The organism is Burkholderia plantarii, from assembly GCF_001411805.1.
GTDB classification, from domain to species: Bacteria; Pseudomonadota; Gammaproteobacteria; order Burkholderiales; family Burkholderiaceae; genus Burkholderia; species Burkholderia plantarii.
Genome location: NZ_CP007212.1, coordinates 770,159 through 793,392 on the forward strand (window position 1 = coordinate 770,159; position 23,234 = coordinate 793,392).

Sequence of the window (23,234 nt, forward strand, 5' to 3'; positions counted from 1 at the left end):
CGCATTCGCACAGAGACTCAACAATACTCGATTCGTTCCTTGCGGCGACTCGCGAGTGTAAGCGCATTGCGCGTCACTCGGCGGCCCGGAACGTAATCGTAATGTTCGAAGGGGTGCTTCCGTTAACATCGGGCGGCAACGGCGTGCTGGCCCGCACGGCGTTGACGACGGCGTCGTCCCAGGCGGCGTTGCCGCTCGGTCGCGTCACCGTGACGCCGAGCACGTCGCCACTTGGCGAACAGCGTACCTGCACGCGCGTTTCGAGCCCGCTGCGATCACCGTTCCAGATGATGTTCGGCTTGACGCGGCGCTTCACCTTGTCGGCGTAGCCCGGCGACGCGGCGTTGCCGCCCGAGCCGGTGCCGGTGCCGCTCCTGGCGAGCCCTTCGCCGCCGCCCTGGCCGCCACCCACCTGGCCCTGCAGCTGCGCGAGGCGCGCCTGGCGCTCCTTGTCGAGCTTCGCCTTGGACGCCGCGTCGGCCTTCGCCTTCGCGGCCGCTTCCGCCTTGGCCTTCGCCGCGGCTTCGGCCTTTGCCGCCGCGGCTTTCTCGGCCTGTTCCTTCTTCTCGGCCTCCGCCTGCGCCTGGGCTTGCGCCTGCTTGCGCTGCTGCTCGAGCTTCTGCTGTTCGAGCTTCTTCTGCTGGTCGGCAAGCTGCTGCTGGCGCAGCTTGTCGGCCTGCCGCTGCTTCTCGGCCGCCTGCTGCTGGGCGAGCTGCTGCGCGGCCAGCGCCGCGCGCCTGGCCTCGGCTTCCTGCTGCGCCTTTTCCTGCTCGCGACGCTGCTCGGCGAGCTGCGCCTCGCGCGCGGCCGCTTCCTGCTGCTGGCGGCGCTTCTGCTGCAGCGCGATCTCGGCTTCGTCGTCGCGGGCGGGCGGCGGCGCGGGCGCGACCTGCGCCGGCGGTGGCGGCGGAGCGGGGCGCGGCGTCGGCGAATCCGGCACCTCGCTCCACAGCTCGGCTTCCGCGCCGGCCGGCGTGCTGTTCTGCCACTGCACGCCGTGATAGAGGAACAGCGCGAGCAGCACGTGGATCAGCGCCGCGAGCGCGAACGCCCGCCCCGTGCCGCGCTCGCGAGGCGGCTGCAGCGGGGAAGCGGAGCGCCGGGTGCGTTGGTTCATTGCGATTTGACGAGGAGGCCCACGCGCTTCACGCCGCGCGCTTTCAGATCCGACATCACGGTCATCACCGCGTCGTACTGGACGGTCTTGTCGGCCGCGATCACGACCGGCTGGTCCGGGTGGTCGGCCTGCCGCGACGCGATGAAGTCGTCGAGCTCGGCCTTCGTCATCGTGTCTTCCTGCGACGCGCCGGCGTCGCTCTTGTAGCGCACGCTCATCTTGCCGCTGGCCTGGATGTTGACGACCACGGGCGGCGTCTGCTCCTGCGGCGACGCGTTGCCGACGGTGGGCAGGTTCACGATCGACGGCGCGACGAGCGGCGCCGTCACCATGAAGATCACGAGCAGCACCAGCATTACGTCGATGTAGGGCACGACGTTGATGTCGGCCATCGAGCGGCGCGAGCGGCCGCCGCGCATGCTGGAACGAAGGGGAGTGCCGGCCATCGCGTGCTCCTTATTGCGCCTGACGTTGCAGGATGTTCGAGAACTCCTCGACGAAGGTCTCGAAGCGGCTCGCGAGGCGATCGATGTCGTGCGCGTAGCGGTTGTAGGCGACCACGGCCGGGATCGCGGCGAACAGGCCGATCGCGGTGGCCACCAGCGCTTCGGCGATGCCGGGCGCGACGTTGGCGAGCGTGGCCTGCTGCACGTTGGCGAGGCCGCGGAACGAATTCATGATCCCCCACACGGTGCCGAACAGGCCGATGTACGGGCTGACCGAGCCGACCGAGGCGAGGAACGCGAGGTTCGCCTCGAGCATGTCCATCTCGCGCTGGAACGCGGCGCGCATCGCGCGGCGTGCGCCGTCGAGGATCAGCGACGGGTCCGAGATGCGCTTTTCCTTGGCTTTCAGAAACTCGCGCATGCCCGATTCGAAGATCCGCTCGAGCGAGCCGATCGTGTGGCGGTTGTTGGCCGCGCTCTGGTACAGCGCCTGCAGGTCGCCGCCGGACCAGAAGTCGCGCTCGAAGCGCTCGGTCTGCTTGCGCGCGCGGCGCAGCGCGAACCATTTGCGGAAAATGAACGTCCAGGACATCAGCGACAGCAGCAGAAGCAGCCCCATCACCGCCTGGGCAAGCACGCTCGCATTGAGGACGAGAGAAACGATCGACAGGTCTTGTGCAGAGTTCATAGGTGTGTGGTTAACGTGCTTCTTGGCCGTCGCGTCGCGCCTTGTCGCCATGGCGCGGTACGGGTCCGGCATCCGGTTCTTGGTGGCCGGCCGGCGTTCTCGCCGGCGGCCCGAGCCTGGCTCCGGCCCGGTGTTCTCGTTGGTCCCGAATCAGGGTCGCAAGTTCATCGGCTCTGTTTAAACGGCGCTCATGTGTCGGCCGTTGACAGACATTGCATCGGACCCTGTTCGAGCGCCGTGCGCACCATCGGCGGAATGCCCGTCGGGCGCATGGTTTCGCGATGGACCCAGCCGATGCCGATGCGGCCGGAGGCGAGCAGCACGCTGTCGAGCCAGGCTTCCTGGACGAACACCAGCGAGGCGCGGCCGAAGCGCTCGATCCGGCTCCTGACCGTCAGCAGGTCGTCGAGCCGGGCCGGGGCGCGGTAGTCGACGGCGGTATCGCGCACCACGAACATCGCTCCCGTTTCGGCGCCTACCCGGTGCTGGTCGAGGCCGCATGCTCGCAGCCATTCGGTGCGGGCCCGCTCGAAATACTTCAGATAGTTCGCGTGGAAGACGATGCCGCCGGCGTCGGTGTCCTCGTAATACACGCGAACCGGCCAGTCGAACGAAAAGGCGGTGTTGGGCGGTCCGGACGGTCGATTGGGCGGATTCATGGCGCGCATTCTACCGGAAGCTTTCGCGCCGTTTGGTAACCGAATGTTGCGCGTGCGACGACTGGCCCGAGGGCGCCCGAAGGCCGACCGGAGCGGGCTCCGGGCGATTTCCGGAAGGGCTCAGCCGCGGTGGACGGCGAGGCCGGCCGGTGCCTGGGCGACGGGCATCATCTCGACCGTGTTGATGTTGACGTGGGCGGGGCGCGTCGCGATCCAGTAGATGGTATCGGCGATGTCCTCGGCCGTGAGCGGCTGGACGTTGGCGTAGACGTTCGAGGCCTTGGTGTCGTCGCCGCGGAAGCGCACGTTCGAGAACTCGGTGCCGCCGCAGAGGCCCGGCTCGATGTCGGTCACGCGCAGCGGCGTACCGAGCAGGTCGGTGCGCAGGTTCAGGCTGAATTGTCGGACGAATGCCTTGGTCGCGCCGTAGACGTTGCCGCCCGCGTAGGGATAGGTGCCGGCAACCGAGCCGAGGTTGAAGATGTGACCGCGGCCGCGCGCGATCATGCCGGGCAGCAGCGTGTGCGTGACGGTGACGAGGCCCGAGCAGTTGGTGTCGATCATGGTCTGCCACTCGTCGAGGCTGGCCTTCTGGGCCGGCTCCACGCCGAGCGCGAGGCCGGCATTGTTGACGAGCACGTCGATGTCGGCGAATCCGGCGGGCAGGCCTTTCAGCACGGCGTCGACGGCGGCGCGGTCGCGCACGTCGAGCTCGACGGGCAGCAGGGCCTCGCCCAGTTCGGCGGCAAGCGCGTCGAGACGATCCTTGCGGCGCGCGCTGGCGACGACGCGATGGCCGCCCTTGACGAAGGCCCTGGCGATGGCGGCGCCGAATCCTGCGGATGCGCCGGTGACGAACACGATCATTGCTGCTGCTCCTGGTCGGTGAGGTGAAGCGATGGGGAACGCGTTAGCCTACTGACATTGCCGCGTTGCGGCAAGGCGACGCCGCGTGACGCCGGCATCGACGTGCAGGCGGTTTTCGGGCTGCCTTGGTGCATTGCGGAAAACGTGCAAATCCCCGCTGGACGGGGCCGCCAGCCTGATTTTGTTTGCTCCCCGATTGCGCCGGCGGGCGGCCCGGCCGGTTGCCTATTCACCATGCATCCAATAAACTACGGCGCTAATCACCCCCTGCGTGACTGGCGATAGAACCCTCCGGGGTCAAGGTGGAGCGTCCCACCGTGAAGCGCAGGGTGCCGTTTTTGCCGTTCGCCTGGGCAGCCGTTGTGCGCCGTTGCGTGCATCGCCGGTGGCTGTCCCGCCTCGCGTCAACCGGATTCTTCCGCCACGTCGGGCTGGCCATGCCGCCAGCAACGCAATGTACTCGGCCGCCTCGGTCAACCTGTACACACTTAACGGAAACCGTATGTTTGACAGAGCCCAAAGCACCATCGCGAACGTTGATCCCGACCTCTGGCAGGCGATCCAGCAGGAAAACCAGCGCCAGGAAGATCACATCGAGCTGATCGCCTCCGAGAACTACACGAGCCCGGCCGTGATGGCCGCGCAAGGCTCGCAGCTGACCAACAAGTACGCCGAGGGCTATCCCGGCAAGCGCTACTACGGCGGTTGCGAATACGTGGACGTGGTCGAACAGCTGGCGATCGACCGCGTCAAGGCGCTGTTCGGCGCGGACGCGGCCAACGTGCAGCCGAACTCGGGCTCGCAGGCCAACCAGGGCGTGTTCTTCGCGATGTTGAAGCCCGGCGACACGATCATGGGGATGAGCCTCGCGCACGGCGGCCACCTCACGCACGGCTCGCCGGTGAACATGTCGGGCAAGTGGTTCAACGTGGTGAGCTACGGCCTGAACGAAGACGAGGACATCGACTACGAAGCGGCCGAAAAGCTGGCACAGGAACACAAGCCGAAGATGATCGTGGCGGGCGCGTCGGCGTTCGCGCTGAAGATCGACTTCGAGCGTCTGGCGAGGATCGCGAAGTCGGTGGGCGCGTACCTGATGGTGGACATGGCGCACTACGCGGGGCTGATCGCGGCGGGCGTGTATCCGAACCCGGTGCCGCACGCGGACTTCGTGACGACGACCACGCACAAGAGCCTGCGCGGCCCGCGCGGCGGGGTGATCCTGATGAGGGCCGAGTACGAGAAGCCGATCAACTCGGCGATCTTCCCGGGGATCCAGGGTGGCCCGCTGATGCACGTGATCGCGGCGAAGGCGGTGGCGTTCAAGGAAGCGGCGCAGCCGGAGTTCAAGGCGTATCAGCAGCAGGTGGTGGAGAACGCGCGGGTGCTGGCGCAGACGCTGGTCAAGCGCGGGCTGCGGATCGTGTCGGGTCGCACGGAAAGCCACGTGATGCTGGTGGACCTGCAGGCGAAGAAGATCACGGGCAAGGCGGCGGAAGCGGCGCTGGGCGCGGCGCACATCACGGTGAACAAGAACGCGATTCCGAACGATCCGGAGAAGCCGTTCGTGACGAGCGGGATTCGTCTGGGTTCGCCGGCGATGACGACGCGCGGCTTCGGCGCGAAGCAAGCCGAGATCGTCGGCAACCTGATCGCCGACGTGCTCGACAATCCGGAAGACACGGCGACCATCGAGCGCGTGCGCGCGCAGGTGGCCGAGCTGACGAAGCAGTTCCCGGTCTACCGCTGATCGGTCATGCGCTGTCCGTTCTGCCGGCACGACGACACGCAGGTGGTGGATTCGCGCGTGTCCGAGGACGGCGCCGCGATTCGCCGGCGCCGCCGCTGCTCCGCCTGCGACAAGCGTTTCACCACGTATGAACGGGTCGAGCTGGCGTTGCCGGCCGTCGTCAAGAAGGACGGCAGCCGCACCGAGTTCGACCGCCGCAAGCTCGTCGCGAGCATGCAACTGGCGTTGCGCAAGCGCCCGGTGGCGGCGGACGCGATCGATGCGGCGGTGTCGCGCATCGAATACCAGCTGCTCGCCACCGGCGAGCGCGAGGTGCGCAGCGAAAAGCTCGGCGAACTCGTGATGAACGAGTTGCGCGGCCTCGACACGATCGCCTACGTGCGGTTCGCGTCGGTTTACCGGCGCTTCGAGGACGTCTCCGAATTCGCCGACGTCATCGAGGAATTCCGCCGCTCGGGGCCGTCGAAGACGCCCCGCAAGCGCTGACTCCACCCTTCCCGATTTCATTTCCGGTCTCCTGAAGCCGATCTCGCCGTGACGATTGTCACCGGCGCGGTCGGCTCACGCCATTCGGCCGTCCGGCCAATGGCGCGCCCGCGTTCGCCCCGCTACAGTCGTTGCGTCGTGTCGGCGGAGCGGGATCATGCGGGACAGAAGCAGGGCGGCGGGCGTCACGCTCGTCGAATCGATGGTGGCGCTCGCGCTGGTGGCGCTCGTCGCGACCTATGCGATGCCGTCGTTCGTCGCGTGGCGGCAGCGCGACCAGGTGGATGCGCGCGCAACGACCATGCTCGCCGCGCTCGCGGCGGCGCGTGTCGAATCGGTCGCGCGCGGCGTGCGCGTCGCGCTGTGCCGCGGCGATGGCGGCGCCGGGCCGCCTTGCGTCGAGGCCCGGCAGCGCTGCGACGGCGACGGCGCGTGGTCGTGCGCATGGGCGGTGGTGGCGCTCGATGTGACGGCGCCGGGCGGCCCGGCGCGCGGCACGGTCCTGCGCAGGATTCCGGCCGATCCCGGCGTACGCGTCGACGGCGCCGCGGCCGACGTCGTGTTCACGCCGCCCGTCGGGCAGGTGATCGGCGGCTTCCGGCGCTTCGACTTTTCACCAGGTGCGCCGACCTCCGCAACGGGGGCGGCCGATGCCTCGCGTTGCCTGAGGATTGCAGCCGGCGGCCGGGCCCGGCTGTCGCCGGGACGCTGCGGAGCCGCCCGATGAGGCATGCACGGGCGGCAATGGCCGGCAGTTCGCTGCTCGAAGTCGCGATCGCGTTGCTGCTGCTGGCCGGGGCGACGGTCGGCGTGCTCGGCACGCAACTCACGATGCGCCATCTCGAGACCGATCTGGCGATGCGTGTGCAGGCGTGGCGGCTCGCGGATTCGCGTGCCGAACTGGCGCGCAGCGAAAGCGTGTCGACGGTCGACTGGGCGCGCGCCACGCCCGACCTGCCCGGCGCGCGGTTCGATGAAGCGACGCGCGACGGCCACGCGCTCGTCACCGTGTTCTGGCGGCGTCGCGGTCATGGCGCGGCACCGCGCGCTTGCGATCAATGGGCGAGCGGCACGCGCGAGCCGGCCGGCTGTGTCGCACTGGCTTATTCCGAGGGTCCATTGCCGTGAGAAAGCGCCGTCAGCGCGCGCACACGCTGGTCGAGGCGCTCGTCGCGTTGGCGCTGGCGGCGTTCGTACTGGCCGCCGCCGTGGCGCTGTACCGGACCCAGCGTGCTGCCTATGGCGCGTCGGTCGATGCCGCGCGAGCGCGCGACGCGGCGGCGGTCGCACTGACGCTCGTCGCGCAGTCGGTGCGGATGGCGGGCTTCGTGCCGCTCGATGCGCGCATGGCCGGTGTCGCGCCGCTGTTCGGATGCTCGTCGGGGCGCGTGGCCGGTGACGCCACGCGGCCGGCCTGTTTTGCCGAGACCGACGGCTCCGATGGCTTGCTCGTGCGCTATGTCGGCGATGCCGTCTCCACCTGGCCGACCGCGGACGGGCGCGTGACCGACTGCCTGGGGCAGGGCGTCGGCGCCGTGGGCGACCGGCCGCTGGTCGTCAACCGCTATTTCGTGCGGTCAGGCAGGTCGGCGCGCGGCCCGGAGCTGTATTGCGAGGGCAGCGGCCGGCCCGGCGTCGCGCAGCCGCTCGTGGAAGGCATCGAACGCCTGCGTCTGCGGTATCGGCTGCGAGGGAGGGCTGCATGGCGAGACGCCTCGGCTTTGGCGGCCGGCGCGTGGCGCGAGGTCGTCGCGATCGAAGTCTGCGTGCAGGTGCGAGGCACGGCGCCGGCGCAGGCCGCACGCTATCTCGATTGCGACGGCACGATGCAGAGGAGCCGCGACGGGCGGCGCCGCTGGAGCGCGCGGCGTTGGCTGTCGTTGCGAAACGCCGGCCTGCCGGCGGGCGCATCGGGAGCGGAGAAATGAATCAGGTGGAGGCCGCGAAGTCGTCGGCAGGTCCGAGTCGCGCGGCGTCACGAGCCCATCCGAACGGCGCCGGGCGTCGGCATGCAGCCGGGCATGGCGCAGCCGTCGGCCGGCTGCGTCGCCGCGCGCGATCGACGGCCTCGGCCTTGCCGGGGGTGCTGACGATCATCGCGGCGCTACTGGTCGCGAGCGCGGGCTGGTTCGAGATGTCGATCACCGATGCCCGATCGGTGGGCGCCTATGCGTCACGCAGCATCGCGCTGCATGCGGCCGAGGCCGCGCTCGACGCCTGCGAGCGTCGTCTCGCCGAGCGCGTTTCGTTCGTCGCCGAGACGGCTCCAGCGCCCGCGAACGTGCCGACGCCCGTCGTCCACCATGCATCGATGGCGATGCAGCCGGCCGGTGCGAGTGCGTCGTCGGCCGAGCCGTTCATGTGGCGGCAGCCGGGCGCGCTCGACGGCCCGTCGGCATGGCGGCCGTTCGCGTCCTGGCCCGGCGCGGTCGTGCCGCCAGCCTGCCTGATCGAGCGTTGGCCGATCGCGTCGCGCCCGCGCTGGCGTGCCTATGTGATCACGGCGCGCGGCACCGGCGCGACGCCCACGACGACGGCCTGGCTGCAACTGCAGCTTGCGTTCGACGATACGCGTCGCGTCGCGCGTCGCTGGCGCCGTGTGGCGGCGCCGCCGTCATGAGGGAGGGGAAGCGATGTCTATCCGATGCATCGGGGCGGCCATGAAAGCACGACGCCGCCCGGGCTTCACGCTCGTCGAGCTGGCGATCGCGCTGGCCGTGGCGGCGCTGATCGCCGCGTTCGCGGTGCCGTCGTACCGGCGGCAGATCGCACGCGGCCATCGGCTCGGGGCGGTGACGGCGCTGTACCGCGCCGCTCACGAACTGGCGGCACGCAGCCACTTCGAGCCGCCGGACCACGAGCTGGCGCTCGGCAACGTGCCCGAGCAGGGCGCGCCCGTCTACCGTCTGTCGGTGCGCGCGGCGCCCGACGGCGGTGGTTACGTGCTGATCGCGACGCCGGTCGGGGAAGGGCCGATGCGAGATGACCGATGCGGCAGCTATCTGCTGAGCGCGGACGGCGCGCGCCGCAATCGATCGCGTGGCGCGACGGGCGCCGGCGAGGTGCGGGACGGCTGCTGGACGATGCTTTGAAACAAGGGCGTGCCACGCCGGTGATCGCCGGCAGGAGGCGTGAACCGCCGTGATGTGGAAGGGGGCAGCGGCAGGCAAGGCAGCGAAGCGGCCACGCACCCTGCCTCCGCGCGCGCCTCGCCTCGCGCCCGCCTGCCTGCGCGAGAGAGCCTTCCCCCGACGTTACAAGCCGCCGCCGTCCCTGCGCGTACCAGTGCCGGTGGCCGCCGGTGGCGAACCGGCCTTGAGCGCCTCGGCCGAGGCCTTGTCGCGCTGCGCGCCACGCCAGATCTGATAAGCCTCCCAGACGGCGAAGCCGACCGAGCCCCACTTGATCGCCGGCCCCGCGCTTTTCGCCACCAGCGTGCGGACCGGCTTCGCGAGCACAGCCGAGGCGAGCGAGCTGAGCAGCGGATACTGGCCTACCAGCGAGCCGAGGCTGGCGTTGAGCCCCCTCGCCGATTTGCCGAGCGCGCCGCGGCCCGAGAAGCCCGGCATCAGCAGCTTCAGCCAGCGGAAGTGCGTGACGGCCTGGCGCAATTCGCCGCCGGCCTGGGCGAGTTCGAGGCGCTCGACGTCCGAGCGCAGGATCAGCAGTTCCTTGCGCAACGCACGATACTGCGTGGGATTGAGCCGCCGCCGCGAACGCGGCGGGCGGAACGGATCATCCGGTGCGGATTGGTTCATGGCGCGTGGGCGTGAAGTGGGTCAGGGCTTGCCGCGAAACAGCTCGCGGTCCTTTTCGAGCTCGTGCAGGGTCGCCTCGAACACGCTCGGCGCTTCGCGCAGGCCCATGCGGGCCTTGAGTCCGCAACCGATCGAGCCGATCGCGTAGACCGCCGTGATGACGGCGAGCGACTGCCAGCGATAGGTGTCCCAGAAGGCGATCGCGACCAGCACGGTCAGGCTGATCAGCGCCATCGTCGCGAGCATCATCGCGGCGAGACCGAGGAACAGCACTCCGATCAGGCGTTCCTTTTCCTCGGCGAGTTCGATCCCGACCAGCTCCAGCCGGGTTTGCAGGAGCGCGAATACGGAACCGAGCAGGCGGCGCAACGGGCCGTGTGCGGGATGGGGCGGCGTATCTGTCGTCATGGATGGGAGCGCTGGGCGCGTGCAGGAGCTGGCCGGGCCAGCCGACGCCAGAAGCGCCGGCCGGCCCGGCAGCGGGACGCGGCGCCGCTCGCGGGCGCCGCCGCGGGAAGCTTACTTGCGGTTGATCAGCAGGCCGATCAGCACGCCGACGCCAGCTGCGACGCCGATCGAGGTCCACGGATGCTCATGAACATAGTCGTCCGTTGCACGCACCGCCTTCTTGCCCTTTTCCACGACCACGACCTGGACGTCGGCGGCCTTGTCCTTGGCCTGCTTGAGGCGCGACAGCGCCTTTTCGCGCAGCTCCGAGGCGCGGTCGCCCGTGGTGGCCGCCGCTTGTTTCAGCAGGTCTTCCGCATCCGCGAGAACGGTTTTGATATCCGACATCAGTTTCTCCTTGTTGACTTCTGACATTGCAACTCCCTTTGTGCAGAGGTACCGCATAGACAACATCCTAGCGAAACCCGTGCCTGCTGGCGAGCCGTGAGCCCAAACCTTGCGCAGGCTCGTCACGCGGTGTTTCGGGCCATGGTAAACGACTGGCCATGGCATGAGGGAGTGAATCGCGAACCAAAAAGTTTCCCCAATCTTTCAAACGCGTCGGCAAAAATAACAAATACTCATGAATATCTGACGGAATAATCGTTGCCGCGACAGCCGGTTGACGTAAGCTAGAAGGCTCGGCTGCGTGCGTGCCGCGCGCGGCGTCCGTCATCGATCCATCACCGCAGGAGGAGCAACATGAGTCTACGTCTTGGCGACACCGCGCCCGATTTCGAGCAGGATTCGAGTCTCGGCCGCATCAAGTTCCACGAGTGGCTCGGCGATAGCTGGGGTGTGCTGTTCTCGCACCCCGCCGACTATACGCCCGTCTGCACGACCGAGCTGGGCTTGACCGCCAAGCTCAAGGATGAGTTCGAGAAGCGCCACGTCAAGGCGATCGCGCTGTCCGTCGACAACGTCGAATCGCACAAAGGCTGGATCAACGACATCAACGAAACCCAGGCGACGAGCGTGAATTTCCCGATCCTTGCCGACGGTGACCGCAAGGTGGCGGAACTCTACGACATGATCCATCCGAACGCGAACGAAACGCTGACGGTGCGTTCGCTGTTCGTGATCGATCCGAAGAAGAAGGTACGCCTGACCATCACCTATCCGGCCAGCACCGGTCGCAACTTCGACGAAGTGCTGCGCGTGATCGATTCGCTGCAGTTGACCGACAACTACAAGGTCGCGACGCCGGGCAACTGGAAGGACGGCGACGACGTGGTGATCGTGCCGTCGCTGAAGGACGAGGACGAACTGAAGCAACGCTTCCCGAAGGGCTACAAGGCGCTGCGTCCGTACCTGCGTCTCACGCCGCAACCGAACAAGAAGTGATGTGGCGCGCGGCTCGAGCCGCGCCGCCGGCAGCACGAACAGGAACGGGCATCGCCGGCCGCGATGCCCGTTTTTCATGGTGGCCGCCGTCGTGATGCCCGCTTTCGTGATACCGGCCGGCGGCGAGGCCCGGCCTCGCGCCCCGGGATCAGGAGAACGCCTGGATGCCCGTCTGCGCGCGGCCGAGAATCAGGGCGTGGATGTCGTGGGTGCCCTCGTAGGTGTTGACGACCTCGAGGTTGATCAGATGGCGCGCCACCCCGAACTCGTCCGAGATGCCGTTGCCGCCCAGCATGTCGCGCGCGAGCCGCGCCACGTCGAGCGCCTTGCCGCACGAGTTGCGCTTCATGATCGAGGTGATCTCGACGGCGGCCGTGCCTTCGTCCTTCATGCGGCCGAGCCGCAGCACGCCCTGCAGGCCGAGCGTGATCTCGGTCTGCATGTCGGCGAGCTTCTTCTGGATCAGCTGGTTGGCGGCGAGCGGGCGGCCGAACTGCTTGCGGTCGAGCACGTACTGGCGCGCCGTGTGCCAGCACGATTCGGCCGCGCCGAGCGCGCCCCACGAAATGCCGTAGCGCGCCGAGTCGAGGCAGGTGAACGGGCCGCGCAGCCCCTTCACGTCGGGCAGGCGGTTTTCCTCGGGCACGAACACCTCGTCGAGCACGATCTCACCGGTGATCGAGGCGCGCAGTCCGACCTTGCCGTGGATCGCCGGCGCCGACAGTCCCTTCCAGCCCTTCTCGAGAATGAAGCCGCGGATCGCGTCCTCGCCGTTTTCCTCGAGCTTGGCCCAGACGATGAACACGTCGGCGATCGGCGAATTGGTGATCCACATCTTCGCGCCCGACAGCGAGTAGCCGCCCGGCACCGGCTTCGCGCGCGTGGTCATGCCGCCCGGGTCGGAGCCGTGGTTCGGCTCGGTCAGCCCGAAGCAGCCGATCCATTCGCCGGTGGCGAGCTTCGGCAGGTATTTCTGCTTCTGCGCCTCGGAGCCGAACGCGTTGATCGGCACCATCACCAGCGACGACTGCACCGACATCATCGAGCGATAGCCCGAATCGATGCGCTCGACCTCGCGCGCGATCAGCCCGTAGCTGACGTAGTTGAGGCCCGGCCCGCCGTACTGCTCGGGAATCGTCGGGCCGAGCAGCCCGATCTCGCCCATCTCGCGGAAGATCGTCGCGTCGGTCTTCTCGTGGCGGAACGCCTCGATCACGCGCGGCGCGAGCTTGCCCTGCGCGTAGGCATGGGCCGCGTCGCGGATCATCCGTTCGTCGTCGGAGAGCTGCCGGTCGAGCAGCAGCGGGTCGTCCCATTGGAAAGCGGTGGTACTCATCGTGTCGGCTCCTTGCTTGACTGGAGTTCCGCAGTGCGGAACAATGTTTTGCAATTTTGAGATTCAGTGTACACCGTGTCGAATTCCGCCCGCATTGATGAACCTCTCGACGAGCGCAAGTTCGTGACGGCGCTCGCGCGCGGGCTCGAACTGTTGCGCGCGTTCCGGCCCGGCGAGACGCTGCTCGGCAATCGCGACCTGGTCGAGCGTACCGGACTGCCGAAGGCCACCGTGAACCGCCTCGCCTACACGCTGACCGCGCTCGGCTATCTGCGCTTCGACGCGGCGCTCGGCAAGTACGCGCTCGACGCGGGCGTGCTCTCGCTCGGCTACGCGCTGCTGTCGGGCTCGGGCACCCTCGATCTCGCGCGCCCGCACATGCAGGCGCTCGCGCGCGAGATCGGCGCGGCCGTTTCGCTCGGCTGCCGCGAGGGCCTCGACATGATCTACCTGGAGACGATCCGCAGCGAGACCGCGCTGACGCTCGGGCTCGCGCCCGGCTCCCGGCTGTCGATGCTGACCAGCTCGATGGGGCGCGCCTACCTGGCGGTGCAGCCGCCCGAGGCGCGCGCGGCGCTGATCGCCCGGCTGAAGCAGGCGGCCGGGCCGGCGCGCGCGACGAACGCGCGCGTCGCCGCGGCCGAACGCGCGCTCGCCGATTTCGCGGCCGACGGTTGCTGCTATTCGTTTCGCGACTGGCATGAGGATGTCAACGCGGTGGCGGTGCCGTTTCGCGAGCCGCGCGAGCGGCGCTGGCTGATCCTCAGCTGCAGCGGGCCGGCGTCGTCGATGGGGGAGGCGCTGTTTCGCAAGCGCATCGGGCCGCAATTGCGCGCGCTCGCGCGGCGGCTCGGCGAGCTCGCGTAGCACGCGCAGCGCGTGCGGCCGTGGGCATGGCATGCATGCCGATCCGGGAGATTTGCCGCGCGAGCCGACCCGGTCGCGCGGCGCACGGCGTCAGACGTGCGCGGGCTGGGCGAACGCCGGCCCCTGCATGAGCCGCACGTCGTACTGGCGCAGCAGCATGAACTGCGCCTCGTCGATCACGTGATCGAAGATGATCGGAATCCGCACGCGCTGCGCATAGCCGACCAGCGCCTTGACCATGCCGTCGCGCAAGGCGATCGCCGCGTCCATCTTGATGTAGTCCGGGCGCGCCATGTCCGATTCGACGGCGAGGATCCGGCCCGGATCGGGCAGCTTGTCGGCCACCTTGAAGCCGTGGTGCTGGTAGCTCCTGGTCAGGTAGCCGAGGAACGTCTTGTGGGCGACGGCGGCGGCCGGCAGCTCGATCACGATGCGCTCGGGGCTCAGCCCGAAGTTGCGCAGCACCGTCGAGAAATGCTTGCCGTGGTCGTACTTGACGCTCTTGAGCAGCCGCTCGTGGACGCGCAGGAACAGCAGCCCGTGGCGCTGCGGCCCGAAGAAGTTGATCGCGTGCAGCGCGCGAGAGAGACGGTCGACGGCCACCAGCGTCGGGTCGTCACTGATCGCGTCGAACGGATCGAACGGCGCGCCGCTCGCGCGCAGCACGGCCTGGAAACCGAGTTCGTCGCCGTAGCGTTCGATCGCGTCGGCGAACGACGACGACTGCGGCGCACCAGGCATCGTCACGTCGTAGATCGGCTCGTAGGCGCTTTCGAGCGTCAGCCCCGGCAGGCTGGCGATCGCGGTTTCGCTTCCCGGGGCCAGCGCCAGATGTTCGCGCAGGTAGGGCAGCTGGCTGGCCCGGTCGACCAGTTCGGGAATGGTGGGCGGGATCATGGACTCGTCGGGTGGGCAAACGGCCGCGACGCGGCGCGATTACCTCAAGGATAGTAGCAGTGCCGGCTTCGTGCGGCTCGGCGTTTTGGTCATATGGATATCGTCCGCGCGTGCTCAGGGTATACATCGATTCCTCAATTCGTAATTAATTTTACGATTCGAAATTCCAAAACCGAGGCCCGCCGACCGGTTCCAAGTCGGCCCCGAACGTCCGCGCGGCCGATGGCGGCCGCGCCATCCCGGAGACCCGCGATGCCCCCGATTTCTTCCCGCCAGTCGGCGTTTCATGACGCCTGGCTTGGTCGCCGCGACGGCCGATCCCGTTGCCATCGCCGCCAACGCGCCTGTCTCGCGCAGGCCGGGAGCGCGCGATGAGCGCGCCGCAGGCGGGACCGCGCACGCTCGAGGTCGAGCGCGTGATCGACGAGACGCGGAGGCCGGGCTTCCAGGCGGCGCTGTTCGCGCTGTGCGGCGCCTGCCTCGTGATCGACGGCTTCGACGCGCAGGCGATGGGCTACGTCGCGCCGAGCGTGATCGCCGAATGGGGTATCGCCAGGGCCGCGCTCGGGCCGGTGTTCAGCGCGAGCCTGTTCGGCATGCTGATCGGCGCGCTCGGGCTGTCGGTGCTGGCTGACCGGATCGGCCGCCGCCCGGTGCTGATCGGCGCGACGCTGTTCTTCGCGCTGGCGATGCTCGCCACGCCGCTGGCGTCTTCGATCACGTCACTGATCGCGCTGCGCTTCGTGACCGGGCTCGGCCTCGGCTGCATCATGCCGAACGCGATGGCGCTGGTCGGCGAGTTCAGCCCGGCCGCGCATCGCGTCAAGCGCATGATGTTCGTGTCGTGCGGCTTCACGCTGGGCGCGGCACTCGGCGGGTTTGTCAGCGCCGCGCTGATCCCGGCGCTCGGCTGGCGCGCCGTGTTTCTGGCGGGCGGCGCGGTGCCGCTCGTGCTGGCGCTGGCGATGCTCGCCTGGCTGCCGGAATCGCTGCAGTTCCTGGTGCTGAAGGGGCGCGTCGCCCGCGCCCGCGCCTGGCTCGCGGCGTTCGCGCCGGCGCTGGCGATCGACGCGCGGACGCGGCTCGTGGTGCGCGAGCCGGCCACCGGCGCGGCGCCCGTCGCCGAGCTGTTCCGCGCGGGCCGGCTGCCCGTCACGCTGCTGCTGTGGGCGATCAGCTTCCTGAACCTGATCGATCTGTATTTCCTGTCGAACTGGCTGCCCACCGTGATGCGCGACGCCGGCCATTCGTCACGGACGGCCGTGATCGTCGGCACCGCGCTGCAGACGGGCGGCGTGGTCGGCACGCTGTTGCTGGGCGGGTTCATCGAGCGCCATGGTTTCGTGCGCGTGCTGTTCGCCTGCTTCGTCTGCGCCGCCGTGTCGGTGGCGGCGATCGGCGCGGTGGCCGGCTCGTTGCCGTGGCTGCTGGTGGTGGTGTTCGCGGGCGGCTTCTGCGTGGTGGGCGGGCAACCGGCCGTCAACGCGCTGGCCGGCCAGTACTATCCGACCGCGCTGCGCTCGACCGGGATCGGCTGGAGCCTCGGCGTGGGCCGCGTCGGCTCGGTGCTCGGGCCGCTGGTGGGCGGCCAGCTGATCGCGCTGGACTGGTCGAACGGCGCGCTGTTCCGGGCCGCCGCGCTGCCGGTGCTGGCCTCGGCGCTGTTCGTGCTGGGCCTCGGCGTGGCCACGCGGCCGGCCGACGGCGAGGCGCGCCGCGCGGCGTGAGAGCCGGGACTCGAGACTCGAAGTTCGACGCGGCGGGTGATCGGCGCGTGCTTCAGACGTCGCGCGCGGCCGCCACCGGCAGGCGCCGGCGCTCCCACCACGCGGCGATGACGAACGTGAGCGAGGCGGCCACCATCACGCCGACCAGCGCGTCGTCGCCCCAGGCGTTCATCAGCGAGCCGGCGACGGCCGGGCCGGCGAAGCTCGCGACGCTCCACGAGGCCGACACGAGCGAACTGGCGGTGACGAGCGCGGCGCCGCGAAAGCGCTCGCCGCAAGCGACGATCGACAGCGTATAGGTGCTGCCGGCCGCCGCGCCGATCACGAACAGCAGCGGCCAGCAGAGCCACGGGTTGGTGATCACGAACGGCAGCAACGGCAGCAGCAGCGTGACAACGATGCCGGCGCCCAGGTGGACGCGCGCGCGGCCGAGCTTGTCGGCGAGCCAGCCGATCGGGAACTGCATGACGGTGTCGCCGAACAGCGTGACCGACGCGAGCAGCACCGCGATGCCGCTCGCCACGCCGCGCTCGATCGCGTAGATCGGCAGCAGCGACAACGCGAGCGTGTCGAACAGCGCGAAGAACGCGGTGCCGATGATCAGCGCCGGCATCAGCGGCAGCACGCGGCGCCACTGGTCGCGCGGCTCGTGTCGCTCACCGTGCTGGCCGGCTCTCGCGACGGGCGGCTTGCGGATTGCCGCGAGCGTCGGCAATCCGAGCAGGAACAGCGCGCCGCACAGCGCGAAGCGGATGCCGTGCAGCCCGGCGATCTCGCTGACGAGCACCGGCCCGGCCATCTGGAACAGCGTGAAATTGGTGGCGTAGATCGCCACGACGCGGCCGCGCGTGGCGTCGTTGGCGAGTTCGTTGACCCAGGCTTCGCCGATCGTGAACAGCAGCATCAGCGCGGCGCCGCAGAGCGCGCGCAGCAGGCCCCACACGACGAGATTCGAGGTGACCTGCATCGCGGCGGTGGCCGCGGCCACCACCAGCACCGACGCGACGATCGATTCGCGCGCGCCGAAGCGCTGCGTGAGGCGCGTGACGAACGGCACGATCGCGAGGCCGCCGCCCGCCTGCGCGGCGGTCAGCATGCCGACCACGCCGGTGCCGTGGCCGGCCTCGGTCAGCGCGAGGGCCGTGAGCGGCAGGGTCGCGCCGGTACCGAGGCCGACCACCGCGACGCTCAGGATCAGGGCGAGGAAATCACGGTTGAGGATCGCTTTCATCGGCCGAGATGCTACACCTGCCGTGCGATTCGGACCATGACGCAGCGCCGCGCGCGAGCGAATCGCGGCGCATCTGCGGCACGGTGACGGTCGCGCCGCGAGCGCGGGCGCCCGGTTGGACGTGCAGGATCAGGCTGGCCCGATGAGCCGGCCCGCTCGCGAGACCATAGCCGGCGAGCCGGCCCGGCCAGTTCGGGGAGGAGCCGGTTCAGGCCAGCGACGACGGCCCGGCCAGCGGGCGCCGTTCGAGCGACGCCGACCACAGCGTCAGCGCGAGCGCGCCGACTGCCATCGCGGCACCCACCCACGGCAGTTGCGCGAACGGCACGCCGGCACCGATCGCGAGGCCGCCGAGCCACGCGCCGGTGGCGTTGCCGAGGTTGAAGGCGCCCTGGTTCAGCGTCGAGGCGAGATTCGGCGCCTCGCTCGCGCGATCGACGATCAGGATCTGCGCGATCGGCACGATCGCGAACGCGAGCACGCCCCACACGAAGATCGTCACGAGCGCGGGGATCGGCAGGCGCATGGTGCCGCCGAACACGGCCTGCACGAGGCCGATCAGCGCCAGCACCACGATCAGCGAGGGCATCCGGCGCCAGTCGGCGAGCTTGCCGCCGATCGTGCCGCCTATCGTCAGCCCGAGGCCGAACAGCAGCAGCACCAGCGTGACCTCGTGCGGCGAGAAGTGCGTGACGTCCTCGAGGATCGGCGTGATGTAGGTGAACACCGAGAACAGGCTGGCCGAGGCGAGCACGCTGATGCCGAGCACCATCAGCACCTGCGGGTTGCGCATCACGCGGAATTCGCGCGCGATGCTGGTGGACGGCATCTCGAGCTGGCGGGGCAGGCAGACCGCGAGCGCGCCGGCCGCCAGCACGCCGATCGCGGTGACGGCCCAGAACGTCGAGCGCCAGCCGAACGCCTGGCCGAGCGCGGTGCCGAGCGGCACGCCGAGCACGTTGGCGAGCGTGAGGCCGGTGAACATCAGCGCGATCGCCTGCGCGCGGCGGTTCGGCGCGACCAGGCTGCTCGCGACCACCGAGCCGATCCCGAAGAACGCGCCATGGCAGAACGCCGTCACCACGCGCGCGGCCATCAGCAGGCCGTAGTTCGGCGCGATCGCGCAGAGCAGGTTGCCGGCGATGAACACGCCGATCAGGCCGAGCAGCGCCTGGCGGCGCGGCATCTTCGCCGTGATGATCGCGAGGATCGGCGCGCCGATCGTCACGCCGAGCGCGTACCCCGACACCAGCATGCCGGCGGCGGGGATCGAGACGTCGAGATCGAGCGCGACGTTGGGCAGCAGCCCCATGATGACGAATTCGGTGGTACCGATACCAAACGCGGCAATGGCGAGGGCGAACAGGGGCAGCGGCATCGGGCGGTTCCGGGAAAACGGGCCGGGCTCGCGCGCCGCGGAATGCGGCGCGCCCACGGCGGGGCGGGAATAGCCGCGATTCTATCTCAGTAAAAACCCGGACAAGAAAGGAATGCGAGGGGCCGGATCAGCTGTTGCTCGCCGGCGACGCGGCGTCCGGCGCGGGCGCGGTGGCGGGGGCCTGTGCCGCTTCCCAGCCGTTCTCGAACAGGCAGGCTTCGAGCGGCAGGCGCGCGGCCCAGTGCTCGGCCTCGAGCATTGGCTGTTCGTAGAACGCGTCGACGTGGCCGATGCACAGCACCGCGATCGGCTTCGCGCGGTCGGGCATGCCGAGCAGCGCGCGCAGCGCGTCGACGTCGAACAGCGACACCCAGCCCATGCCGAGCCCTTCGGCGCGCGCGGCGAGCCACATGTTCTGGATCGCGCAGGCCGCCGAGGCGAGGTCCATCTCGGGCAGCGTGCGGCGCCCGAACACGTGCCGCTCGCGGTCGTCGGCCAGCGCGACCACGAGGATCTCGCCGCATTCGCGGATCCCTTCCACCTTGAGGCGCATGAACTCCTCGCGGCGCTGGCCGAGCGCGTCGGCGGTCGCGCAGCGCTCGGCCTCGACGATCGCGTGGATCCGTTCGCGCAGCGCGCGGTCGGTGATCCGGATGAAGCGCCACGGCTGCATGAAGCCGACGCTCGGCGCGTGATGGGCGGCGCGGATCAGCCGCGCGAGCACGGCCGGATTGACGGGATCGGAAGTGAAGTGGCGCATGTCGCGCCGCTCGAAGATCGCCCGGTAGACGGCGGCGATCGAGGCATCGTCGAAACGCATGGAGAAGGCGGGGAGGGCTACGGGGCCGGGAGAGCCGGCGAACGAGCGCAACGATAGCAGATCCTTCGACGCGACCGCGTCGGCCATGGCGGCGGGCGAGGGGGCCGGGCAGGCGTGCCGGGGGCCGCAGAGCAACGATGGCGCGCGTGGCACGCGTCCGGCCGGCCGCGGTCGGCAAAGGCGCGGCGGCCGACCTTTCCGGCCGCCGCCGTTGGCGGGCGGGGCCCGCCGTATCGTGGCCGTCGGGCCGCGGATGGCGACGCGCGTGCCGATGGCCACGAACGCGGCTATTGGCCGCATTCGGTGACGCGCGGCCGGCGCCGCCCGCCGCCGCGCGTCACTGCAGGCCGGTGGTGACGACCTCGGCGTGTTCGCCGAGCGTGTCGTGGACGTAGCCGTAGCGGCCGTTCGAGCGCGCGCCGAAGTGGTAGAGCGCGTGCTCGACGAAGCTGCGCGTGCGGGCCGGCACGAACTGGCGGTTCGGATAGACCACCGCGAGCTGCGCGTCGGGATCGTCGATCCGGTAGTCGGCCAGCAGCCGGACCAGTTCGCCGCGCGAGATCGCGTCGGCCACGAAGCTCTCCGGCAGGATCGCGATGCCGGAGCCGGCCAGCACGGCGGCGCGCACCAGCCAGGCGTCGTTGATCGTGTAGGACGGCTGCAGCGTGACGAGGTGCGCGAAGCGGCCGGCATCGACGAAGCGCCACGCGAAGCCGTGCGCGTCGAGCGGCAGCGTGATGGCCGCGTGCCGCGCGAGTTCGTCGGGCCGGTGCGGCTCGCCGCGCTGCTCGATGTAGGCCGGCGAGGCGATCGCCACGAACGGGTCGGGCGCGAGCGCGTGGCTCACGAGCGCGGGGCCGTCGTCGATCCGGCGGCCCGCGAGGATCGCCGCGTCGTAGGAGGTGTCGAGCCCGTCGATCGGCCCGTCGGCGATGGTCAGTTGCACGCGCACCTTCGGATACTGGCGGCGGAAGCCGTCGACGAGCGGCGTGAGCCGCTGCGGCGAGAGCGCCCCCGACACGGCGATGCGCAGCGTGCCCACCGGCTCGCGGATCGTATGCGCGACCGAGGCCTCGAGGTGATCGAACTCCTCGAGCAGGGCGCGGCAACCGTCGAGATAACGGGTGCCGGCCTCGGTCAGCGACAGGTTGCGCGTCGTGCGATGGATCAGGCGGGTGTTCAGATGCGTTTCCAGCATCGCGATCGACCGCGTGACGAGAGCGTTCGATACGCCGAGCTTGCGCGCGGCCTGTCGGAAGCTCTGCAGTTCGGCGACGCAGACGAACACCCTCATGGTTTGGATCTGGTTCATAGCTTGTCGGCCCGTTCGGATGATTTTGGTTGTGTAATTGCCGCGTCGAGAATCGTCCCGTCAATCGCTGTCGGATCAGCTCGGGGTCGATTATCGTAATACCCGCGACATCTTAAATTGTTCAATAAAGTCGGTAACGCAGTCAACCCGTTAATTGGTTGTCGTCGCCAGTATTTTTAACAGGTTTGGCATGTTGGAACGCAGTTTCATTTTTTCATGAAGTCAGGATATTCCTTGTTTTGCAAGGCTTTCTGGCTAGCAAGGGAAATCCGAGCTTCTGGTGGAAGAAATTCTGTATTTTTGTGATTTCAAGATTTCCGGAGATTCGGAATTCAGAATGAGGCGAGCGGAAATGCTTGAAGCGCGATGCTCGCCGTGAACGCCGCGCGTGCCGCGAGATTAACCTTCGCCGTGCAATTCCGATAATCCGGAAATCCCTTCGGAATCGGTTCCGGTCATCCGTGCGCCGTGTCGCGATCGTGTCGTCAAGCTGCGGCGAAGGCGCCGCGAACGTGACGTGAACGCGTCGTGAAGACGCGCGCGGCCGCGAGGCCGGCCAGGGCTGCCCGGCGGCTGCGCGAGGCCGCGCCGGGGCCAGGCGGTAGCGGCGCGCACGGCGCACAAAGCTTGTGCAGGGGACGGCCCGGACCCGGTTCCAGCCGGCCCGTCGAGAGCGCCGTCGCCGCGCGGGGGCTTGCACGCGAGGCCGGTTCGCGGAATGATCGACGGTTCCGGTGCGCCCGCACCCGTTTCAACCGCTTTCGCCGATCCTCCGCTCATGTCCCATAACGATTACTCGCCGATTCCCTGCCCCGTCGTGGTTCCGCTCGACGCGATCCTGCCCGAGGAGCCGCTCCTGATGATGGGCGCCGGCCCCGTGCCGATCCCGGCCGCGGTCGCCAAGGCCAACGCGATCGTGATCAACCACCTCGGCGCGACCATGGCGAAGATCATCGAGCAGGTGAAGGAGATGGCGCGCTACGTGTTCCAGACGCGCACGAAATGGGTGCTCGGCGTGGCCGGCCCCGGCTCGGCCGCGATGGAGATGGCGATCTCGAACCTGGCCTGGCGCGGCACGCGCGTGCTGTCGATCCGCAACGGCTTCTTCAGCGCGCGGATGGCCGAGATGGCCACGCGCATCGGCGCCGAGGTCGCGCTGCTCGACGTGCCCGACCGCGAGGCGGCGAACCTCGAGGCGGTGGCCGCCGCGATCGGGCGCGAGCGGCCCGAGATCGTGACGATCGTCCACGGCGAGACCTCGAACACGGTCTGGAACCGGCAGATGAAGGAGATCGCGGCGCTGGCCAAGGCGGCCGGCGCGCTGGTGGTGGTCGACGCGGTCTGCACGCTGTCCACCATGCCGCTCGAGATGGACGCCTGGGGCATCGACGCGGTGATCACGGGCGGCCAGAAGGGGCTGTCGTCGATCCCGGGCGTGTCGCTGATCGCGTTCTCCGACGCCGCCTGGGAGCGCATGAAGCAGCGCCCCGAGCCGAACGCGCACTGGTGTCTCGACATGGCGCTCGCCGAGAACTTCTGGCACAACGCCGGCTACCACTACACGGCGCCCGTCTCGGGCGTGCTCGCGCTGCACGAGGCGCTGCGCCTCGTCTGCCAGGAAACGCTCGAAAGCCGCTACGCGCGCCACCAGCGCTGCGCGCTCGCGCTGCAGGCCGGGATCGCGGCGCTCGGCCTCGAGCTCTATGCGCCCGAGGCGTGCCGGCTCAATTCGGTGGTGGGGATCCGCGTGCCGGAGGGCCTCACGCCGGGCATGATCTGCGGGCACATCTCGAAGCAGTATCAGGTCGAGATCTCGGGGTCGTTCGGCCTGCCGATCGTGCGGATCGGCCAGATGGGCGAGCAGTGCCGCGAACACAACCTGTTCCGCACGCTGCACGCGTTCGGCCGCACCATGGTCGACCTGAAGGTGCCGGTCGATCTGTCGGGCGGGGTTTCCGCGCTCGAACAGGCGCTGTCGAACCGGCTCTGAGAGACGCGCCGGCCGCGCGGGCCGGCGCTAATGCCGCTCGCGCCAGACGGGCGGCGCGGGAGCGGAGCGTCGCGGCGAGCGAGGATGGCGTGGGTCCGGCCGTCCGGCACATCG

Annotated in this window: 25 protein-coding genes and 1 riboswitch; of the genes, 11 read left to right on the plus strand and 14 right to left on the minus strand. The window is 69.3% G+C overall.

Translation table 11 applies throughout. The annotated features are described in order from the left end of the window. Positions 1 to 73: 73 nt before the first annotated feature. From tolA to bpln_RS03370, 5 genes are all read right to left on the minus strand, one after another. Positions 74 to 1,117: a cell envelope integrity protein TolA gene (gene tolA / locus bpln_RS03350; protein ID WP_042623969.1), complete on the minus strand. Its 1,044-nt coding sequence runs from the start codon at positions 1,115 to 1,117 to the stop codon at positions 74 to 76. After that, positions 1,114 to 1,563, minus strand: coding sequence for a protein TolR (gene tolR, locus bpln_RS03355; protein ID WP_042623970.1), 450 nt, complete (start codon positions 1,561 to 1,563; stop codon positions 1,114 to 1,116). The genes tolA and tolR overlap by 4 nt, the downstream gene beginning before the upstream one ends. Before the next feature lie 10 nt (positions 1,564 to 1,573). After that, positions 1,574 to 2,251, minus strand: a complete 678-nt coding sequence (gene tolQ, locus bpln_RS03360) for a protein TolQ (RefSeq protein WP_042623971.1) — start codon at positions 2,249 to 2,251, stop codon at positions 1,574 to 1,576. 188 nt (positions 2,252 to 2,439) lie between these two features. Next, positions 2,440 to 2,919 carry a tol-pal system-associated acyl-CoA thioesterase gene (gene ybgC / locus bpln_RS03365; protein ID WP_055138080.1) on the minus strand — a complete coding sequence of 160 codons (480 nt, stop codon included), beginning with the start codon at positions 2,917 to 2,919 and terminating at the stop codon, positions 2,440 to 2,442. Positions 2,920 to 3,030: 111 nt separating this feature from the next. Beyond that, complete coding sequence (locus tag bpln_RS03370) at positions 3,031 to 3,777, minus strand: SDR family NAD(P)-dependent oxidoreductase (protein WP_042623973.1); 747 nt, start codon at positions 3,775 to 3,777, stop codon at positions 3,031 to 3,033. A 261-nt stretch (positions 3,778 to 4,038) separates the two neighbouring features. Further along, positions 4,039 to 4,139, plus strand: a riboswitch (ZMP/ZTP riboswitch). 140 nt (positions 4,140 to 4,279) lie between these two features. Between bpln_RS03370 and glyA the strand changes: the two genes are divergently transcribed. The 7 genes from glyA to bpln_RS03405 all read left to right on the plus strand — a co-directional run bounded on the left by glyA (position 4,280) and on the right by bpln_RS03405 (position 9,105). Next, complete coding sequence (gene glyA, locus bpln_RS03375; RefSeq protein ID WP_042623974.1) at positions 4,280 to 5,527, plus strand: serine hydroxymethyltransferase; 1,248 nt, start codon at positions 4,280 to 4,282, stop codon at positions 5,525 to 5,527. Between the two features lie 6 nt (positions 5,528 to 5,533). Then, on the plus strand, positions 5,534 to 6,013 hold the full coding sequence (nrdR, locus tag bpln_RS03380) for a transcriptional regulator NrdR (protein WP_042623975.1): 480 nt from the start codon (positions 5,534 to 5,536) through the stop codon (positions 6,011 to 6,013). A gap of 157 nt (positions 6,014 to 6,170) precedes the next feature. Beyond that, a complete protein-coding gene (locus bpln_RS03385; protein WP_055138081.1) occupies positions 6,171 to 6,740 on the plus strand; it encodes a GspH/FimT family pseudopilin in 570 nt (189 codons plus the stop codon). Continuing rightward, the gene (locus tag bpln_RS03390; protein WP_148653926.1) at positions 6,737 to 7,141 is read left to right on the plus strand and encodes a hypothetical protein; all 405 of its coding nucleotides are present in this window, start codon (positions 6,737 to 6,739) and stop codon (positions 7,139 to 7,141) included. The genes bpln_RS03385 and bpln_RS03390 overlap by 4 nt, the downstream gene beginning before the upstream one ends. Then, positions 7,138 to 7,941: a PilW family protein gene (locus bpln_RS03395; protein ID WP_055138083.1), complete on the plus strand. Its 804-nt coding sequence runs from the start codon at positions 7,138 to 7,140 to the stop codon at positions 7,939 to 7,941. Before bpln_RS03390 ends, bpln_RS03395 begins: the two co-directional genes overlap by 4 nt. Positions 7,942 to 8,096: 155 nt before the next feature. Further along, complete coding sequence (locus tag bpln_RS03400) at positions 8,097 to 8,633, plus strand: pilus assembly PilX family protein (RefSeq protein WP_244132124.1); 537 nt, start codon at positions 8,097 to 8,099, stop codon at positions 8,631 to 8,633. A 40-nt stretch (positions 8,634 to 8,673) separates the two neighbouring features. Further along, positions 8,674 to 9,105 carry a type IV pilin protein gene (locus tag bpln_RS03405; RefSeq protein WP_055138084.1) on the plus strand — a complete coding sequence of 144 codons (432 nt, stop codon included), beginning with the start codon at positions 8,674 to 8,676 and terminating at the stop codon, positions 9,103 to 9,105. Positions 9,106 to 9,267: 162 nt separating this feature from the next. Here bpln_RS03405 and bpln_RS03410 read toward each other — a convergent pair whose 3' ends face one another. The 3 genes from bpln_RS03410 to bpln_RS03420 all read right to left on the minus strand — a co-directional run bounded on the left by bpln_RS03410 (position 9,268) and on the right by bpln_RS03420 (position 10,593). Beyond that, the gene (locus bpln_RS03410) at positions 9,268 to 9,771 is read right to left on the minus strand and encodes a DUF3318 domain-containing protein (protein WP_042623980.1); all 504 of its coding nucleotides are present in this window, start codon (positions 9,769 to 9,771) and stop codon (positions 9,268 to 9,270) included. Positions 9,772 to 9,792: 21 nt separating this feature from the next. Further along, on the minus strand, positions 9,793 to 10,179 hold the full coding sequence (locus bpln_RS03415; protein WP_042623981.1) for a phage holin family protein: 387 nt from the start codon (positions 10,177 to 10,179) through the stop codon (positions 9,793 to 9,795). Between the two features lie 111 nt (positions 10,180 to 10,290). Continuing rightward, positions 10,291 to 10,593 (minus strand): ElaB/YgaM/YqjD family protein, encoded by a 303-nt coding sequence (locus bpln_RS03420; RefSeq protein ID WP_012734770.1) that lies wholly within the window; start codon positions 10,591 to 10,593, stop codon positions 10,291 to 10,293. Between the two features lie 327 nt (positions 10,594 to 10,920). Here bpln_RS03420 and bpln_RS03425 point away from each other — a divergent pair, with 327 nt between their 5' ends. Continuing rightward, positions 10,921 to 11,562 (plus strand): peroxiredoxin, encoded by a 642-nt coding sequence (locus bpln_RS03425; RefSeq protein ID WP_055138085.1) that lies wholly within the window; start codon positions 10,921 to 10,923, stop codon positions 11,560 to 11,562. 148 nt (positions 11,563 to 11,710) lie between these two features. Here bpln_RS03425 and bpln_RS03430 read toward each other — a convergent pair whose 3' ends face one another. Beyond that, the gene (locus tag bpln_RS03430; RefSeq protein WP_042623983.1) at positions 11,711 to 12,898 is read right to left on the minus strand and encodes an acyl-CoA dehydrogenase; all 1,188 of its coding nucleotides are present in this window, start codon (positions 12,896 to 12,898) and stop codon (positions 11,711 to 11,713) included. 66 nt (positions 12,899 to 12,964) lie between these two features. On the opposite strand from bpln_RS03430, the gene bpln_RS03435 reads away from it, so the two are divergent. After that, positions 12,965 to 13,765 carry an IclR family transcriptional regulator gene (locus bpln_RS03435; RefSeq protein WP_042623984.1) on the plus strand — a complete coding sequence of 267 codons (801 nt, stop codon included), beginning with the start codon at positions 12,965 to 12,967 and terminating at the stop codon, positions 13,763 to 13,765. A 90-nt stretch (positions 13,766 to 13,855) separates the two neighbouring features. Here the strand turns inward: bpln_RS03435 and bpln_RS03440 are convergent, their stop codons facing one another. Further along, positions 13,856 to 14,662 (minus strand): EAL domain-containing protein, encoded by an 807-nt coding sequence (locus bpln_RS03440; RefSeq protein WP_055138086.1) that lies wholly within the window; start codon positions 14,660 to 14,662, stop codon positions 13,856 to 13,858. A 371-nt stretch (positions 14,663 to 15,033) separates the two neighbouring features. Between bpln_RS03440 and bpln_RS03445 the strand changes: the two genes are divergently transcribed. Beyond that, entirely contained in the window at positions 15,034 to 16,389 is a 1,356-nt protein-coding gene (locus bpln_RS03445) for an MFS transporter (RefSeq protein WP_055138087.1), read from the plus strand. A 52-nt stretch (positions 16,390 to 16,441) separates the two neighbouring features. Here bpln_RS03445 and bpln_RS03450 read toward each other — a convergent pair whose 3' ends face one another. From bpln_RS03450 to bpln_RS03470, 4 genes are all read right to left on the minus strand, one after another. Continuing rightward, positions 16,442 to 17,620, minus strand: coding sequence for an MFS transporter (locus bpln_RS03450; protein ID WP_055138088.1), 1,179 nt, complete (start codon positions 17,618 to 17,620; stop codon positions 16,442 to 16,444). Positions 17,621 to 17,828: 208 nt separating this feature from the next. Continuing rightward, positions 17,829 to 18,998, minus strand: coding sequence for an MFS transporter (locus bpln_RS03455; RefSeq protein WP_042626406.1), 1,170 nt, complete (start codon positions 18,996 to 18,998; stop codon positions 17,829 to 17,831). Between the two features lie 127 nt (positions 18,999 to 19,125). Continuing rightward, positions 19,126 to 19,818 (minus strand): 5,6-dimethylbenzimidazole synthase, encoded by a 693-nt coding sequence (bluB, locus tag bpln_RS03460; RefSeq protein WP_055138089.1) that lies wholly within the window; start codon positions 19,816 to 19,818, stop codon positions 19,126 to 19,128. Positions 19,819 to 20,155: 337 nt separating this feature from the next. After that, complete coding sequence (locus bpln_RS03470) at positions 20,156 to 21,130, minus strand: LysR family transcriptional regulator (RefSeq protein ID WP_042623989.1); 975 nt, start codon at positions 21,128 to 21,130, stop codon at positions 20,156 to 20,158. A 778-nt stretch (positions 21,131 to 21,908) separates the two neighbouring features. On the opposite strand from bpln_RS03470, the gene bpln_RS03475 reads away from it, so the two are divergent. Beyond that, positions 21,909 to 23,120: a pyridoxal-phosphate-dependent aminotransferase family protein gene (locus bpln_RS03475; protein ID WP_055138091.1), complete on the plus strand. Its 1,212-nt coding sequence runs from the start codon at positions 21,909 to 21,911 to the stop codon at positions 23,118 to 23,120. Positions 23,121 to 23,234: the final 114 nt, after the last annotated feature.

Coding starts and splice junctions, on each gene's coding strand:
- tolA (WP_042623969.1), bottom strand. CDS start 1,117: ATGAACCAACGCACCCGGCGCTCCGCTTCCCCGCTGCAGCCGCCTCGC.
- tolR (WP_042623970.1), bottom strand. CDS start 1,563: ATGGCCGGCACTCCCCTTCGTTCCAGCATGCGCGGCGGCCGCTCGCGC.
- tolQ (WP_042623971.1), bottom strand. CDS start 2,251: ATGAACTCTGCACAAGACCTGTCGATCGTTTCTCTCGTCCTCAATGCG.
- ybgC (WP_055138080.1), bottom strand. CDS start 2,919: ATGCGCGCCATGAATCCGCCCAATCGACCGTCCGGACCGCCCAACACC.
- bpln_RS03370 (WP_042623973.1), bottom strand. CDS start 3,777: ATGATCGTGTTCGTCACCGGCGCATCCGCAGGATTCGGCGCCGCCATC.
- glyA (WP_042623974.1), top strand. CDS start 4,280: ATGTTTGACAGAGCCCAAAGCACCATCGCGAACGTTGATCCCGACCTC.
- nrdR (WP_042623975.1), top strand. CDS start 5,534: ATGCGCTGTCCGTTCTGCCGGCACGACGACACGCAGGTGGTGGATTCG.
- bpln_RS03385 (WP_055138081.1), top strand. CDS start 6,171: ATGCGGGACAGAAGCAGGGCGGCGGGCGTCACGCTCGTCGAATCGATG.
- bpln_RS03390 (WP_148653926.1), top strand. CDS start 6,737: ATGAGGCATGCACGGGCGGCAATGGCCGGCAGTTCGCTGCTCGAAGTC.
- bpln_RS03405 (WP_055138084.1), top strand. CDS start 8,674: ATGAAAGCACGACGCCGCCCGGGCTTCACGCTCGTCGAGCTGGCGATC.
- bpln_RS03410 (WP_042623980.1), bottom strand. CDS start 9,771: ATGAACCAATCCGCACCGGATGATCCGTTCCGCCCGCCGCGTTCGCGG.
- bpln_RS03415 (WP_042623981.1), bottom strand. CDS start 10,179: ATGACGACAGATACGCCGCCCCATCCCGCACACGGCCCGTTGCGCCGC.
- bpln_RS03420 (WP_012734770.1), bottom strand. CDS start 10,593: ATGTCAGAAGTCAACAAGGAGAAACTGATGTCGGATATCAAAACCGTT.
- bpln_RS03425 (WP_055138085.1), top strand. CDS start 10,921: ATGAGTCTACGTCTTGGCGACACCGCGCCCGATTTCGAGCAGGATTCG.
- bpln_RS03430 (WP_042623983.1), bottom strand. CDS start 12,898: ATGAGTACCACCGCTTTCCAATGGGACGACCCGCTGCTGCTCGACCGG.
- bpln_RS03440 (WP_055138086.1), bottom strand. CDS start 14,662: ATGATCCCGCCCACCATTCCCGAACTGGTCGACCGGGCCAGCCAGCTG.
- bpln_RS03445 (WP_055138087.1), top strand. CDS start 15,034: ATGAGCGCGCCGCAGGCGGGACCGCGCACGCTCGAGGTCGAGCGCGTG.
- bpln_RS03450 (WP_055138088.1), bottom strand. CDS start 17,620: ATGAAAGCGATCCTCAACCGTGATTTCCTCGCCCTGATCCTGAGCGTC.
- bpln_RS03455 (WP_042626406.1), bottom strand. CDS start 18,998: ATGCCGCTGCCCCTGTTCGCCCTCGCCATTGCCGCGTTTGGTATCGGT.
- bluB (WP_055138089.1), bottom strand. CDS start 19,818: ATGCGTTTCGACGATGCCTCGATCGCCGCCGTCTACCGGGCGATCTTC.
- bpln_RS03470 (WP_042623989.1), bottom strand. CDS start 21,130: ATGAACCAGATCCAAACCATGAGGGTGTTCGTCTGCGTCGCCGAACTG.
- bpln_RS03475 (WP_055138091.1), top strand. CDS start 21,909: ATGTCCCATAACGATTACTCGCCGATTCCCTGCCCCGTCGTGGTTCCG.